Genomic DNA, 15,617 nt, shown 5'->3' on the forward strand with positions numbered 1-15,617 from the left:
GGTGGCGATGCGTGTTCGAACCGTTCGCGGGGACGGCACATGTGTGCCGGCACTCGGGTGCTTCCGGAGGCGTGGCGGTTTTCCGTAGGAGCGACGCAAGTCGCGATTGCAGCGGGCGGAAATCGCGACGGCGCTGCGGCACTACCCGATCGCGACTTGCGTCGCTCCTACCCGACGCGATGCGGCGCGATTGTGCCGCATCGCGTCGAAACCGCGGCGTTTCGTCTGATCGCGGAGCGGCCCCGGTTGGCGCCATTCCTCTCGCGTCGCACGCCTCACGCGCCTCTCAGGCGTGGCCGCCCTCCAGATACGCCGCCCGCACCTCCGGACTCGCCAGCAGTTCCGCCCCGGTGCCGGCGAGGGTGATCTCGCCGTGCTGCAGCACATAGCCGCGATCGGCCACGCGCAGGGCCTGGTTGGCGTTCTGCTCGACCAGCAGGATGGTCATGCCGTGGTCGCGGTTGAGCTCCCTGACGATCTGGAAGATCTTGCGGATGTAGATCGGCGCCAGGCCGAGCGAGGGCTCGTCGAGCAGCAGCAGCTTGGGGCGGCTCATCAGCGCGCGGCCGATCGCCAGCATCTGCTGCTCGCCGCCCGACAGGGTGCCGGCGCGCTGCGCCTGGCGTTCCTGCAGGATCGGGAACATCGCGAACACGCGCGCGGTGTCGGCGGCGTAGTTGGCCGGGTCGGCGTGCGCGGTGCCCATCTGCAGGTTCTCGATCACCGTCATGCGCGGGAAGATGCGCCGGCCTTCGGGCACCAGGGCGATGCCGCGGCGGGCGATCTCGTGCGTGTGCACGCGGGTGATGTCCTCGCCGTCGAAGACGATGCGCCCGGCGCTGGCCTTGGGGTTGCCGAACAGGCTCATCATCAGCGTCGATTTGCCGGCGCCGTTGGCGCCGATCAGGGTGACGATCTCGCCCACCTGGACCTCGACGTCGATGCCGCGCAGCGCGTGGATGTGGCCGTAATGGGCGTGCACGCCCTCCATCTTGAGCATCATGCCGCGGCCCCTCCAGTCACTTCTTCTTCCTCGTCCTCGCCCAGGTAGGCCTTGATCACCTGCGGGTCGTGCTTGACCTGCGCCGGCGTGCCCTCGGCGATCTTGCGCCCGTAGCTGATCACGCCGATGTGGTCGGACACGTTCATCACCACGCTCATGTCGTGCTCGATGAGCAGGATCGCGATGCCCATCTCGCCGCACAGGTAGAGCAGGAGTTCGTTCAGCTCCGCCGACTCGCGCGGGTTGAGGCCGGCGGCCGGTTCGTCCAGGCACAGCAGCACCGGATCGACGCACAGCGCGCGTGCGATCTCGATGCGGCGCTGGATGCCGTAGGGCAGGTCGCCGGCGGCGTCGTCGGCGAGGTGGGTGAGCTTGAGGCGCTCGAGCCACATCGCCGCGCGTTCGATCGCCTGCCGCTCCGCCTGGCGGTAGCCGGGGAGCTTGAAGATACCGGCGATGGAGAACTTCGAGGCGCGCTGCAGCACGTTGTGCTGGGCGACGATCAGGTTCTCCAGCACCGTCATCTTGGGGAACAGGCGGATGTTCTGGAAGGTGCGCACCACCTGGGCGTCGCGTGCGACGCGGTGGCTGGGCAGGGACTCCAGGCGCATCTCGCCGCGCGTGGGGTGGGCCAGGCGCAGCGTGCCGGTGGTGGGCTTGTAGAAGCCGGTGAGGCAGTTGAACAGCGTGGTCTTGCCGGCGCCGTTGGGGCCGATGATGCCGGTGATCTTGCCGGCCGGCACTTCCAGCGAGAGGTCGTCGATGGCGGTCAGGCCGCCGAAGCGCATGGTCAGGTTGCGCACCGACAGCAGGGTTGCGGGCGTGTTCATCGCGCAGCCTCCTTCGTCGCGGCAGTCTTGCCCGACGCGTTCAGGTGCACCGTCGGTTCGCGGTGCGACAGCAGGCCGCCCGGGCGCCACACCATGATCAGCACCATCGCCAGGCCGAACAGCAACATGCGGTACTCGGCGAAGTTGCGTCCGAACTCGGGGATCAGCACCAGCAGCGTGGCCGCCAGCACCACGCCCATCTGCGAGCCCATGCCACCGAGCACGACGATGGCGAGGATGATCGCCGACTCGGTGAAGGTGAAGCTCTCGGGCGAGATGAAGCCCTGGCGCGCGGCGAAGAACACCCCGGCGAAGCCGCCCAGCATGGCACCGATGGCGAAGGCCGAGAGCTTGATGTTGGTGGTGTTCATGCCCATCGCCTGGCAGGCGATCTCGTCCTCGCGCAGCGCCTCCCAGGCGCGCCCCACCGGCAGCTTGCGCAGGCGCGACACGAAGGCGTGGGTGAGCAGGGCCAGCACCAGGATCAGGTAGTAGAGGAAGATCAGGCGGTGCATCGGCGAGAATTCGAGGCCGAAGAAGCCGGCGAAGGTCTGCCCGCCTTCCGGCGCGCTGCGCGTGAAATCGAGGCCGAAGAAGCTCGGGCGCGGGATCGAGCTGATGCCGTTGGGGCCGTTGGAGAATTCGGTCCAATTCACCAGGATGATGCGGATGATCTCGCCGAAGCCCAGCGTGACGATCGCCAGGTAGTCGCCGCGCAGGCGCAGGATCGGGTAGCCGAGCAGGATCCCGAAGCTGGCGGCGAGCGCGCCCGATACCGGCAGCGCCTCCCAGAAGCTCCAGCCGAACTGGGTCGACAGCAGCGCGTAGGAATAGGCGCCCACCGCGTAGAAGGCGACGTAGCCGAGGTCGAGCAGGCCGGCGAGGCCGACGACCACGTTGAGGCCCCAACCCAGCATCACGTAGATCAGCACCGTGGTGGCGGTGTCGACCACGTAGCGGTTGTCGGAGAACACGATCGGCAGCGCGATCGAGGCGCCGAGCGCCACCCAGCCGAGCACGTTCACCACGCGCTGCGCGCCATGGGCGCGGTCGGCGGCGGTGGCGGTGCTGGCGCGGTCGCGTTCCTGCTTGCGGTTGCGCGCCTGGTCGATCGCCCAGCGCAGCAGCAGGCGGCCGGCGAACACCGCGGCCACGGCTGCGGCGAGCAGGCCGAAGCGGGTCTCCACGCCCAGCCGGCCGCCCACGTCCACCGTGGTGAGGCCGACCAGCGGGATGCCCAGGATGAGGCCGACGAAGGCCACCCAGCCGGCGTCGCGCAGACGCTCGGCCGGCGTCATCGCGTGACGCGCAAAGACGACGGCGCTCATCAGACCTTCTCCACTTCAGGCCGGCCGAGCAGGCCGGATGGGCGCAGCATCAGCACCAGGCACAGGATGCCGAAGGTGGCGACGTCCTTGTATTCCGCCCACAGGTAGGCGGCCCAGAAGGATTCGATCAAGCCGATCAGCAGGCCCCCGAGCATCGCCCCCGGCAGCGAGCCGATGCCGCCCAGCACCGCCGCGGTGAAGGCCTTGATGCCGGCGAGGAAGCCGATGAAGAAGTCCACCACGCCGTAATACACCGTGACCATCACCCCGGCGACCGCGGCGAGCGCCGCGCCGAGCATGAAGGTGTAGGAGATGGTGCGGTCGACGTTGACCCCGAGCAGCGCGGCCATGGTGCGGTCCTGCTCGCAGGCGCGCTGCTGGCGACCGAAGGGGGTCTGCGTGATCATCCAGGTGAAGGCGCTCATCAGGATCACCGTGGTGACGATGATCAGCATCTGGCTCCAGCCGATCTGAACCGTGAAGCCCGGCGCCTCCCACAGCACGATGCCGCCTTCGAGCACCGGCGGGATCGGCTTCACGCGTGCGCCCTGGGTGAGCTGCACGCTGTTCTGCAGGAAGATCGACATGCCGATCGCGGAAATGAGCGGCGCCAGCCGGGTCGAGCCGCGCAGCGGGCGATAGGCGGTGCGCTCGACCGCCCAGCCGTAGGCCGAAGTGAAGAAGATCGACACGATCAGCACGAAGGTGAGCGCGAGCGGGATCGAGGTGACGTCGGCCGCGGCGAGGATGGTGAAGGCGGTGACCGCGATGAAGGCGCTCACCATGAAGATGTCGCCATGGGCGAAGTTGATCATGCCGATGATGCCGTACACCATCGTGTAGCCGATGGCGATCAGGCCGTACATGGCGCCGAGCGTGAGCCCGTTGATCAGTTGCTGGAGTGCATAGGCCACGATGTCTCCTGCTGTGGCGGTGCGGATGGCGCGGATCCCGCTCGGGGCCGCGTCCCTGTAGGCGCGGCGCAAGCCGCGATGACGCGCTGGATCGGAAGTCGTCGCTCGCAACCCGTCGCCGGCCCCCTGTCTCCTTGTTGGCCGACGGGGGCACGGACACCGGCGCCGCGATTGCGGCGCCGAAGACTCGGGTGGGACGGGCTTGCGACTTACTTCGCGTAGTCGTACTTGCCGCCCTGCCAGCGATAGACCACGAAGCCCGGCGCCTTCTGGTCGCCCTTGGCGTCGAAGGCGAGATCTCCGATCACGGTCTTGAAGCTGCCGCCGCGCATCGCCTTCTCGAGGTCGGCGTACTTGGTGCTCTTGGCCGTGGTGGCGGCCTGCTCGAAGAGCTGCATCGCGGCGTAGGCGTAGAGCACGTAGCCTTCGGGCTCGGTCTTGGCGGCGCGGAACTTCTCCACCACCGGCGCGGCGTCCGGGTTCTTGCGCGCGTCGGGCGAGAACGTGAACATCACGTTGTCGGCGGCCGGGCCGGCGGCGGTGACGAGCTCGGAGTTGGTCATCGTGTCGCCGCCCATCACGGTGAGCTGCAGGCCGGCGGCCTGGGCCTGGCGCAGGATCAGCGCGACCTCGGTGTGGTAGCCGCCGTAGGCCATGACCTCGACGCCGGCCTGCTTGAGCTTGGTGACGATGCCAGAGTAGTCCTTCTCGCCGGCGGTGATGGATTCGCGCAGCGCGGGCTTCAGGCCCTTGCCTTCCATCGCCTTGGCCATCTCGTCGGCGAGCCCCTTGCCGTAGGCGCTCTTGTCGTCGACCACGGCGACCTTCTTGCCCTTGAAGTGGTCGGCGATGTAGCCGCCGGCCACCAGGCCCTGCTGGTCGTCGCGACCCATGATGCGGAAGACGTTCTTCAGGCCGCGCTCGGTCACCTGCGGATTGGTCGACACCGTGGCCATCGGGATGTCGGCCTCGACATAGACCTCGGAGGCCGGGATCGTCGAGCTCGAGCACCAGTGGCCGTGCATGAACACGATGCCCTTGTTGACCATGGTGTTGGCGACCGACACCGCCTGCTTCGGGTCGCAGGCGTCGTCGCCGACCTCGAGCTTCAGTTTCTGGCCGAGCACGCCGCCGCGGGCGTTGATGTCGGCGATGGCCATCTCCGCGCCCTTGCGGATCTGGTCGCCGGCGGAGGCGTACTGGCCGGTCATCGGACCGGCGATGGCGACCGCGAGGTCGGCCAGGGCGGCATTCGAAAAGCCGCCGAGTGCGAGGACGGCGGTGGCGAGCAGGGTCTTTTTCATGAAACGTCTCCTTCGTGGTTGTGGTTTTGGGCCTTGGACGGGGCAGACGGCGCCAAATGGGGCCATCTGCGTCCGGCAAAGGTAAGCGAATTTTTCAAAATTGCCATCCGTGATGGCCCTAGCTGCGACTACCGCGCAGGTTCGTTGTCATCCAGCACCCCTCCGGGGGCATCCGGAAGTGCGTTGGTTTTCCGTAGGAGCGACACAAGTCGCGAATGCAGCGGCTCCGATGGCGCCGCGCCGGATTCCGTGCGCTGAAGATCGCGACTTGCGTCGCTCCTGCGGGCAGGTCCACTCCTCGCCGGGTTGCCAGCGCTGCCGCGGTGCGGGCGCGAATCGCGCACACTCATGCCCCCATCGCCATCAGGCTGGCGTTGCCACCCGCGGCGGCGGTGTTGATCGACAGGGTGCGTTCGTGCACCAGGCGGCCGAGGTCGTAGTCGGGGCAGGGCTGCAGCAGCTGCAGGATCGGGCCGCTGCGCCCGGCGACGCGCACCTGCAGCGCGTCGGCCTCGGCGTCGCTGCCGTCGAACAGCACCGCGCCGAGCGCCTTGTCGAACCAGGCGGCATCCACCGCGACGTATGCGCGCAGCGCCTCGGGGAGCGCGGCCTGCACCGTGCGTGCGGCGGCGCGGTCGGCGAGCAGCAGGCGATTGCCGCTGGCGAGCGCCGCCATCACCTGATGCAGCACGGCGGCCGCGCTGTCCGCCACGCCGGCGATGGTGCCGCGCGCGGTGAAGCGCAGGCTGTCGTCCTCGCCGGTGGGGCCGGGCAGCGCCAGGCGCAGGCCAGCAATACGGCGCGCACGGCAGGCGTCGGCGCGGTCGCGTAGCGCGGCGAGCTCGTCGCCCTCGAGCAGGCCGCGGCCGGCGCCGTCCAGCCATTCCAGGAAGCCGGAGAACGCGGCATCCGCGGCGCGGGTTTCGTCGCTGTCGGTCACCGCGAGCGCGCCATCGGCCAGCACCGGGCCGGGCGTACGCGCAAGCAGCCGGTGCAGGTAGAGCGGTCCGCCCGCCTTCGGGCCGGTGCCGGACAGGCCCTCGCCGCCGAAGGGCTGCACGCCCACCACCGCGCCGATGATGTTGCGGTTCACATACAGGTTACCGACGTGCGCGCGCGCGGCGACGCGCTCCACGGTCTCGTCGATGCGGGTGTGCACCCCCATGGTGAGGCCGTAGCCGCTGGCGTCGATCGCGTCGATCAGGCTGTCCAATTCGGACGCGCGGTAGCGCAGCACGTGCAGGATGGGGCCGAACTGCTCGCGGCCCAGTTCGCTCAGGGCACCGATCTCGATGATCGACGGCGCGACGAAGGTGCCGTGCGCGCATGCGGCGGGCAGCGGCAGGCGGGTGATGCGGGCGCCCTTGGCAAGCATCGCGGCGACGTGGGCCTCGAGACCGTCGCGCGCCCCGGCGTCGATGACCGGGCCGATGTCCACGCGCACGTCCGCCGGATTGCCCAGGCGCAGTTCGGCGAGCGCGCCCTGCAGCATGTGGAGGACGTCGTCGGCGATGTCCTGCTGCAGGCACAGCACGCGCAGCGCCGAGCAGCGCTGGCCGGCGGAGTCGAAGGCGGAGGCGAGGACGTCCGTCACCACCTGCTCGGGGAGTGCGGTGGAGTCCACGATCATCGCGTTCTGGCCGCCGGTCTCGGCGATCAGCGGCACCTTGCCGCCACGCGCGGCGAGGCTGCGGTTGATCAGCGCGGCGACCTCGGTGGAGCCGGTGAACATCACCCCACGCACGCGCGCATCGGCCACCAGCGCGGCGCCGACGGTCTCGCCGCGGCCGGGCAGCAACTGCAGCGCTGCAGCCGGGATGCCGGCCTCGTGCAGCAGGCGCACTGCATGGGCGGCGATCAGCGGGGTCTGCTCGGCCGGCTTGGCGAGCACCGGATTGCCGGCGGCGAGCGCGGCGGCGACCTGGCCGCTGAAAATCGCCAGCGGGAAGTTCCACGGGCTGATGCACAGCACCGGACCGAGCGCCACGTGGCTGGCAGGGTCGAAGCCACGCGCCTGCTGGGCGTAGTAGCGCAGGAAGTCGACCGCCTCGCGCAGCTCGGCCACCGCGTTGGCCCACGACTTGCCGGCTTCGCGCACTGCAAGCGCGAGCAGGGTGTCGGCCTCGCGTTCGAACAGCGCCGCGGCGCGCTCCAGGCGTTCGCTGCGCGCCGCAGCCGGGGTGGCGGCCCAGTCGGCTGCGGCCGCACTGGCGGCGGCGAGCGCGTGCTCGAGGTCGTCGGTCGTCGCTTCGGCGACGCCGCCGACGACCTCGCCGCGGTCGGCCGGGTTGGAGACCGGGGTCACGTCCGCGGGCACCGCGCTGCGGCCGGCGACGATCGGACCGGCCGCGAAGGGCGTGGTGCGCGAGTTGGCCAGCGCCGCGGCGATGCGGGCGCGCACCGGCTCGCTGGCGAGGTCGATGCCGGCGGAGTTGGTGCGCAGGCCACCGAACAGCTCGGCGGGCAGCGCAATCTTCGGATGCGGCGCGCCGGCGAGCGGGGCGGCCTGCTCGACCGGGTCGGCAATCAGCTCCTCCACCGGCACGCGCTCGTCGACGATGCGGTTCACGAAGCTGGTGTTGGCGCCGTTCTCGAGCAGGCGGCGCACCAGATAGGCGAGCAGGGTCTCGTGGCTGCCCACCGGGGCGTAGATGCGCACCAGGCGGTGACGGTCGGCGCGGCCGACGATCTGGTCGTAGAGCGGCTCGCCCATGCCGTGCAGACACTGGAACTCGTAGTCGCCCGGCTGCCATGCGCGGCCGTCGGCGGCGGCGAGGTGGAAGATCGCCGCCAGCGAATGTGCGTTGTGGGTGGCGAACTGCGGGTAGATGACGTCGCGTGCGGCGAGCAGCTTCTTCGCGCAGGCGAGGTATGACACATCAGTGTACACCTTGCGCGAGTACACCGGGTAGCCGGCCAGCCCGTCGATCTGCGCGCGCTTGATCTCGGCGTCCCAGTACGCGCCCTTGACCAGGCGCACCATCATGCGCTGGCCGCTGCGGCGCGCGAGGTCGATGACGAAGTCGAGCACGTGGGGGGCGCGCTTCTGGTAGGCCTGGACCACGAAGCCCAGTCCCGTCCAGCCGGCGAGCGCGTCGTCGGTGGCGAGCGCCTCGAGCAGGTCGAGCGAGAGGTCGAGGCGGTCGGCCTCCTCGGCGTCGATGTTCAGCCCGATGTCGTGGCGCCTGGCCTGCAGGCACAGGGTCTTCAACTTCGGCAGCAGCTCGGCCAGCACGCGCTCGCGCTGCGACCAGGTGTAGCGCGGATGCAGGGCCGAGAGCTTGACCGAGATGCCGTTGCCGTCGACCACGCCGCGGCCCCGGGAGGCGACGCCGATGGCCTGGATGGCGCGCTCGTAGTCGCGGAAATAGCGCTCTGCGTCGCTTGCCGTCATCGCCGCCTCGCCGAGCATGTCGAAGGAGTAGCGGTAACCCTTGTTCTCGTGCTCGCGGCCGCGCTCGAGGGCCTCGTCGATGTCGCGCCCGGTGACGAACTGCTCGCCGAGCATGCGCATCGCCAGGTCCATGCCCTTGCGGATCAGCGGCTCGCCGCCGCGCGCCACCAGGCGGGTGAGCGCGGAGGACAGGCCTTGTTCGCTGCTGGTCGACACCAGCCGGCCGGTGATCAGCAGGCCCCAGGTGGCAGCGTTGACGAACAGCGAGGGGCTGTTGCCGATGTGTGCGCGCCAGTCGCCGTCGGCGAGCTTGTCGCGGATCAGGCGGTCGGCGGTGGCCTTGTCGGGCACGCGCAGCAGGGCCTCGGCCAGGCACATCAGCGCCACGCCTTCCTGGCTGGAGAGCGAGAATTCCTTCATCAGGGCGTCGACGCCGGACGAGCGCGTGCGCGTGGCGCGCAGGCCGACGACGAGGTCGTGGGCGAGGGCGCGCACGGGTTCGCGCAGGGCCGCGGGGAGGCGGGCGGCCTCGACGAGCGCGGGCACGCACTCCGGCTCGGGCGTGCGCCAAGCGGCGTCGATGGCGTGGCGGACGGTGCTGCGCGCGGTCGGCGGAAGGGCGGCGGCGGCATCTAGGGCCGCTGCGGCGCGGGCGCTGGAGGGGATGTTGTCGGTCACGGCCGGGCACTCCTGGCATTGCGCACGCTGCGTCGGGCGGGCGTGCTGCAAGCGGTTGCGGGGGCGGCGGAAGACCCGCCGGAATGGCCGAATTCTTCGCCAAAAACCGTAGTTAATGGCTCCAAAATTTGCATTTATATGGTCATAATGACCAAAGTGAGATCACTTCACAGGCCAATCGCCTGCTGCACCGCAATGGACCGCATCGACCAGAAGATCCTCCAGGAATTGCAGGCCGACGCCCGCCTGTCGATCGTCGAGCTGTCGCGCCGGGTCGGCCTGACCAAGACCCCCTGCGCCGAGCGTATCCGCCGCCTCGAGAAGTCCGGGGTGATCCGCGGCTACCACGCCGCGCTCGACCCCGACGCGGTCGGCGCCGGCCACATCGTCGTCGTCCAGGTCCTGCTCACCAGCACTACCGAGCAGGACCTGCGCCGCTTCAACGAGGCCGTGCGGCGCATCCCCGAGATCGAGTCCTGCCTGATGATCGCGGGCGACTTCGATTACCTGCTCAAGGTGCGCACGCGCGACATCAACGAATACCGCCGCGTGATGGGCGAGCAGATCTCCGGCCTGCCGTGCGTCAAGCAGACCCATACCTACGTGGTGATGGAGGTGGTCAAGGACGAGCGCAAGCTGCCGCTGCGCGGCAGCGCGTGAGGCGCCCGGGGGGCGACGCGGACTCTTGAGCACGGTCAACACGGGCGCGAAGTTGCGTCGCACAATCGCGCATGGTCCCGGACGATCGACGCTGCGGGCATGTCGTGCGCGGATGGTGGCGCGGAGCTTGCCTCGATGGCGCAACAAAGGTGCAAGTGATGGACTCGAAGCGTGCAATGCCCTCCCTCACCATCGGTGCCATCGGCGTCGTGTTCGGCGACATCGGCACCAGCCCCCTGTACGCCCTGCGGGAGATCTTCAACGGCCACCATCCGATACCGGTCACGCCGGGGAACATCCTCGGCATCCTGTCGCTCGTGCTGTGGGCGATCATGGTGCTGGTCACGCTCAAGTACGTGCTCATCCTGATGCGCGCGGACAACCGCGGCGAGGGCGGCTCGCTCGCCCTGCTGTCGCTGGTGGTGACGCATGCGCGCAGCGCACGCCTGGCCTGGGTGGTGTCGATGCTCGGCATCTTCGCCGCCGCCTTGTTCTTCGGCGACAGCATGATCACGCCGGCGATCTCGGTGCTGTCGGCGGTGGAGGGAATCGGCATCGTGGCGCCGGGGCTCGAGGCCTGGGTGGTGCCGGTGACGGTGCTCATCCTCACCGTGCTGTTCGCGATCCAGCGCCGCGGCACCGGGGTGGTGGGGCTCTTCTTCGGCCCGGTCATGGTGGTCTGGTTTGCCGTGCTGGGTGCGCTCGGCATGGTCGAGATCGTGCGTTATCCGGAGATCCTCGCGGCCCTCAGTCCGCTCCATGCGGTCGCCTTCGTCGTCGATCATCCGGCGCTCGCCTTCCTCGCGCTGGGCGCGGTCGTGCTCGCGGTGACCGGCGGGGAGGCGCTCTACACCGACATGGGACATTTCGGCCCGGCCCCGATCCGGCTGGGGTGGTTCGGCTTCGTGTTGCCGGCCCTGGTGGTGAACTACTTCGGCCAGGGGGCGCTGCTGCTGCACGAGCCGGCGGCGATCGAAAGCCCGTTCTACCACCTCGGGCCGTCGTGGGCGATGATCCCGCTGCTGGTGCTCGCCACCCTGGCCACGGTCATCGCCTCGCAGGCGGTGATCTCGGGCGCCTTCTCGGTGGCCCGCCAGGCGGTGCAGATGGGGCTGCTTCCGCGCATGCTGATCGTCCATACCTCGGGGCACGAGCAGGGGCAGATCTACGTCCCCTTCACCAACTGGACGCTTTACCTGGCGGTGGTCGCACTCGTGGTCGGCTTCCAGAACTCGTCGAACCTCGCTGCGGCATACGGCATCGCGGTGACCGGCACGATGCTGATCGACACGGTGCTGCTCGGCTTCGTGATGGTGCTGATCTGGCGCTGGCGTCCGCTGCTGGCCGGACTGTGCGCGGGGACGCTGCTGCTGGTGGACCTCGCCTTCTTCAGCGCCAACGCGATCAAGATTCCCCAGGGCGGCTGGTTCCCGATCGCCATGGCGCTGGTCTCGTTCACCGTGCTCACCACCTGGCGCCAGGGGCGTCGCCTGGTGCAGCAGGAGATCGCCGCCCAGGGCCTGCCGCTGAACGTGTTCATCGACATGGTCGGGGAGGTGCATCGGGTGCAGGGCACGGCGGTGTTCATGACCAGCACCAAGGATGGCGTCCCCGCCGCGCTGCTGCACAACCTCAAGCACAACCAGGTCCTGCACGAGCGGGTCGCGCTGGTGACCGTGGAGACCGCCGACACCCCGCATGTGAGCGAGCTCGACCGCATCTACCTGCATCGCATCAGGAACGGGTTCATGCGCGTGATCGTGCGCTACGGCTTCATGGAGGATCCCGACATCCCGAGTGCGCTGAAGCACTGCAGCCGCTTCGGCGAATCGTTCGAGATGATGGAGACCACCTTCTTCGTCTCGCGCGAGACGGTGATCCCCAGGCTCAGCCGCAGGCTGTTTTCCGACTGGCGGGCGCGGCTGTTCGCCTTCATGTCCAAGAACGCCACCAGCGCGACCGACTTCTTCCGCATCCCCAACAACCGGGTGGTCGAACTCGGCACGCAGTTGGTGATCTGACGCGGCCACGCGCCATCGGGGCGGCCGGAAGGCGCCCCCGGGCTTTGGTGTAACATTCCGGCCAAAGCATCGGCTGCCGCCCGCCGGGTGGCGGCCCCCTCACGAGAGACACCCAATCCATGGTTCCGCACCTCACCACCGCGCTTACCGGCCCCCTGCTGGAGCTGGAGCGCCAGTTCCTCGACAACGCCTGCGACATCGAAAAGTGGTTCCGTACCCAGTGGCAGGACCACATGCCGCCTTTCTACGGTTCCACCGACCTGCGCAACTCGGGCTTCAAGCTCGCGCCGGTCGACCTGAACCTGTTCCCGGGCGGCTTCAACAACCTCAACGACGTCTTCATGCCCCTGTGCGTGCAGGCGGCGCAGGCGGCGATCGAGCGCATCTGCCCGGACGCCAGCAAGCTGCTGTTGATCCCCGAGAACCACACCCGCAACCAGTTCTACCTGCAGAACGTCGCCAAGCTGGCGTCCATCCTGCGCCTCACCGGCCTCGACGTGCGCATCGGCAGCCTGCTGCCCGAGATCGCCGCGCCGACCGTGCTGGAACTCGCCAACGGCGCCACGCTGACCCTGGAGCCGCTGCGCCGCAGCGGCAGCCGTATCGGGCTCGACGACTTCGATCCCTGCGCGGTGCTGCTCAACAACGACCTGTCTGCGGGCATTCCGCAGGTGCTCAAGGGCCTCGACGAGCAGTGGCTGATCCCGCCCCTGCACGCCGGCTGGCACAAGCGCCGCAAGTCGAAGCACGCCGAGTGCTACGACCGTGTCGCGCGTGAGTTCGCCGCCGCGATCGGCATCGATCCGTGGCGGATCAACCCCGAGTTCGGCGTGTGCGGCCAGATCAACTTCCAGGAACGCACCGGCGAGGAGTGCCTCGCCGCTCAGGTGGATTCGCTGCTCACCCGCATCCGCGCCAAGTACAAGGAATACGGCGTCACCGACGAGCCCTTCGTGGTGGTCAAGGCCGACGCCGGCACCTACGGCATGGGCGTGATGACGGTGAAGGACGCCTCCGAGGTCGTCGGCCTCAACCGCCGCCAGCGCAACAAGATGGCGGTGGTGAAGGAAGGCCTGCAGGTGCACGAGGTCATCATCCAGGAGGGCGTGCACACCTTCGAGACGGTGGAGGACGGCGTCGCCGAGCCGGTCGTCTACATGATGGATCACTACGTGGTGGGTGGCTTCTACCGCGTCCACACCGAGCGCGGCCGCGACGAGAACCTCAACGCGCCGGGCATGCACTTCAAGCCGCTCGCCTTCGACACCAGCGGCACCATGCCCGATGCCGCGCAGGGGCCCGATGCGCCGCCGAACCGCTTCTACGCCTATGGCGTGGTGGCCCGCCTGGCGCTGCTCGCGGCCTCGGTGGAGATCGAGGAGACCGCCCCGGCCGAGGAAGAGGATGCAGGTGGAGACGCCCTGGCAGCCTGAAGTCTCGCGCCGCCTCCGACGGGAATCGACACGAACCGGTGATGAATCCATGACCCGCAAGCTCAAGCTTCTTTTCATCCTCGACCCGCTCGAGGGCCTCAAGGCCTACAAGGACTCGAGCATCGCGATGATGCGCGCCGCGGCGCGGCGCGGGCACGAGGTGTGGGCGCTGCAGCGCGCCGGCCTCACCTGGCGCGAGGGCGTGGTGGTTGGCACCGGCTGCGTGGCGCTCGCGGTGTGCGACGACGACGCGGCCTGGTATCGCGCGGGCGAGGCGCAGGCCCTGCCGCTGGCCGCCTTCGACGCGGTGCTGATGCGCCAGGACCCGCCCTTCGACTTCGAGTACGTCACCGCCACCTGGCTGCTCGAGCGCGCGGCGCAGGCCGGCGTGCGCGTGTTCAACGACCCGCGCGCGGTGCGCGACCACTCCGAGAAGATCGCGATCACCGAATTCCCGCAGTTCACCGCGACCACGCTGGTGGCGCGCGACCCGGCGGACATCCACGCCTTCATCGACGAGCTCGGCGACGTCATCCTCAAGCCGCTTGACGGCATGGGCGGCAGCCAGATCTTCCGTGTGCGCGCCGACGACCCCAACCGCAACGTGATCGTGGAGACGCTCGCCCACGATGGCACTCGCACCATCATGGCGCAGCGCTACCTGCCGCAGATCGTCGACGGCGACAAGCGCGTGCTGATCATCGGCGGCGAGGTCGTGCCCTTCGCGCTCGCGCGCATCCCGCGGGCGGGCGAGACGCGCGGCAACCTCGCCGCCGGCGGGCGCGGGGTGGCGATGGCGCTCACCGCGCGCGAACGCGAGATCGCCGGGTTCCTCGCGCCGACGCTGTGGGCGCGCGGCCTGCTGATCGTCGGCCTCGACGTGATCGGCGGCCACCTCACCGAGATCAACGTCACCAGCCCCACCTGCATGGTCGAGATCGCCGCGCAGCAGGGCTTCGACGTCGCCGGCCTGGTGATCGACAAGCTGGAGCGTGCGTGCGGCTGAACCTGCGCATCCTTGCATTGGCCGCGTGCGCGCTGCTGCTCGCGGCCTGCTCGCGCGCGCAGGTCTTCCATCACGAGGCCTACGTCTTCGGTACCCGGGTCGATGTCGCGGTGTATGGCGAGAACCAGGCCGAGGCCGACCGCGCCGCCGCCGCGGTGCTGCGCGAGTTCGACCGCCTGCATCGCGCCTACCACGCCTGGGAGCCCTCCGAGCTCACCGCGCTCAACGCCGCGATCGCGCGCGGCGAGGCCGCCACCGTGTCCGACGAGCTCGCCGCTATGCTGAAGGACGCGCAGGCGATCGCCGCCACCGGCGACGGGCTGTTCGACCCTGCGCTCGGCGGCCTGGTCGCGCTGTGGGGCTTCCACACCGACACCTTCGTGCCGCAGCGCCCCGACCCTGCCAAGCTGCAGGCCCTGCTCGCCGCGCACCCGTCGATGGCCGACCTCGTCCTCGACGGCAATCGGGTCGAGAGCCGCAACCCGGCGGTGCAGCTCGATCTCGGCGGCTACGCCAAGGGCTACGCGCTCGACCGCGCGGCGGCGATCCTGCGCGCGCAGGGCGTGGCCGACGCGCTCATCAACATCGGCGGCAACGTCATGGCGCTCGGCGCCAAGGGCGACCAGCCCTGGCGGATCGGCATCCAGCATCCGCGCGCGCCCGCTCCGCTCGCCACCCTGCCTTTGTACGCCGGCGAGGCGATCGGCACCTCGGGCGACTACCAGCGCTACTTCGAGCTCGACGGCGAGCGCTACGCCCACCTGCTCGACCCGCGCACCGGCCAGCCCGCGCATGGCACGCAGTCGCTCACCGTCCTGATCACGCCGCGCGCCAATGCCGGCACGCTGTCGGATGCACCGAGCAAGCCCGCCTACCTCGCCGGAGATGGCTGGCGCGAACAGATCCGCCGCTTCGGCATCGAACATGCACTGCGCGTGGCTGCGGACGGCCGCGTCGAGGTCACCCGCGCGTTGCGCGCGCGCCTGCAGTTCCCGTCGCCGGTGGAGGCGACGGTGGTCGATTGAGATCCACAAAGGAGGGAGGAC

General features: G+C 69.5%; 11 protein-coding genes. 5 read left to right on the forward strand and 6 right to left on the reverse strand.

Annotated elements, in window-relative coordinates; genetic code table 11:
* Positions 1–286 precede the first annotated feature (286 nt).
* The 6 genes from ACZ5PP_RS14730 to putA form a co-directional block, all read right to left on the reverse strand.
* Complete coding sequence (locus tag ACZ5PP_RS14730; protein ID WP_004321579.1) at positions 287–1,000, reverse strand: ABC transporter ATP-binding protein; 714 nt, start codon at positions 998–1,000, stop codon at positions 287–289.
* Positions 1,000–1,833, reverse strand: a complete 834-nt coding sequence (locus tag ACZ5PP_RS14735; protein WP_004321581.1) for an ABC transporter ATP-binding protein — start codon at positions 1,831–1,833, stop codon at positions 1,000–1,002. The genes ACZ5PP_RS14730 and ACZ5PP_RS14735 overlap by 1 nt, the downstream gene beginning before the upstream one ends.
* Positions 1,830–3,161 carry a high-affinity branched-chain amino acid ABC transporter permease LivM gene (livM, locus tag ACZ5PP_RS14740; RefSeq protein WP_004321583.1) on the reverse strand — a complete coding sequence of 444 codons (1,332 nt, stop codon included), beginning with the start codon at positions 3,159–3,161 and terminating at the stop codon, positions 1,830–1,832. Before livM ends, ACZ5PP_RS14735 begins: the two co-directional genes overlap by 4 nt.
* The gene (locus ACZ5PP_RS14745; RefSeq protein ID WP_004321584.1) at positions 3,161–4,075 is read right to left on the reverse strand and encodes an ABC transporter permease subunit; all 915 of its coding nucleotides are present in this window, start codon (positions 4,073–4,075) and stop codon (positions 3,161–3,163) included. Before ACZ5PP_RS14745 ends, livM begins: the two co-directional genes overlap by 1 nt.
* A 209-nt stretch (positions 4,076–4,284) precedes the next feature.
* Positions 4,285–5,379, reverse strand: a complete 1,095-nt coding sequence (locus ACZ5PP_RS14750; protein WP_004321586.1) for a branched-chain amino acid ABC transporter substrate-binding protein — start codon at positions 5,377–5,379, stop codon at positions 4,285–4,287.
* Between the two features lie 346 nt (positions 5,380–5,725).
* The gene (gene putA / locus ACZ5PP_RS14755) at positions 5,726–9,451 is read right to left on the reverse strand and encodes a trifunctional transcriptional regulator/proline dehydrogenase/L-glutamate gamma-semialdehyde dehydrogenase (protein ID WP_012584514.1); all 3,726 of its coding nucleotides are present in this window, start codon (positions 9,449–9,451) and stop codon (positions 5,726–5,728) included.
* Positions 9,452–9,646: 195 nt separating this feature from the next.
* On the opposite strand from putA, the gene ACZ5PP_RS14760 reads away from it, so the two are divergent.
* The 5 genes from ACZ5PP_RS14760 (at position 9,647) to ACZ5PP_RS14780 (ending at position 15,596) form a co-directional block, all read left to right on the forward strand.
* Positions 9,647–10,111 (forward strand): Lrp/AsnC ligand binding domain-containing protein, encoded by a 465-nt coding sequence (locus ACZ5PP_RS14760; protein ID WP_004323527.1) that lies wholly within the window; start codon positions 9,647–9,649, stop codon positions 10,109–10,111.
* A 158-nt stretch (positions 10,112–10,269) separates the two neighbouring features.
* On the forward strand, positions 10,270–12,132 hold the full coding sequence (locus tag ACZ5PP_RS14765; RefSeq protein ID WP_012584515.1) for a potassium transporter Kup: 1,863 nt from the start codon (positions 10,270–10,272) through the stop codon (positions 12,130–12,132).
* A 119-nt stretch (positions 12,133–12,251) separates the two neighbouring features.
* Positions 12,252–13,565 (forward strand): glutamate--cysteine ligase, encoded by a 1,314-nt coding sequence (gshA, locus tag ACZ5PP_RS14770; protein ID WP_004323529.1) that lies wholly within the window; start codon positions 12,252–12,254, stop codon positions 13,563–13,565.
* A 49-nt stretch (positions 13,566–13,614) separates the two neighbouring features.
* The gene (gene gshB / locus ACZ5PP_RS14775; protein WP_004323530.1) at positions 13,615–14,571 is read left to right on the forward strand and encodes a glutathione synthase; all 957 of its coding nucleotides are present in this window, start codon (positions 13,615–13,617) and stop codon (positions 14,569–14,571) included.
* On the forward strand, positions 14,562–15,596 hold the full coding sequence (locus ACZ5PP_RS14780) for an FAD:protein FMN transferase (RefSeq protein ID WP_004323532.1): 1,035 nt from the start codon (positions 14,562–14,564) through the stop codon (positions 15,594–15,596). The genes gshB and ACZ5PP_RS14780 overlap by 10 nt, the downstream gene beginning before the upstream one ends.
* Positions 15,597–15,617 lie beyond the last annotated feature (21 nt).

Source organism: Thauera sp. DNT-1 (assembly GCF_055393985.1).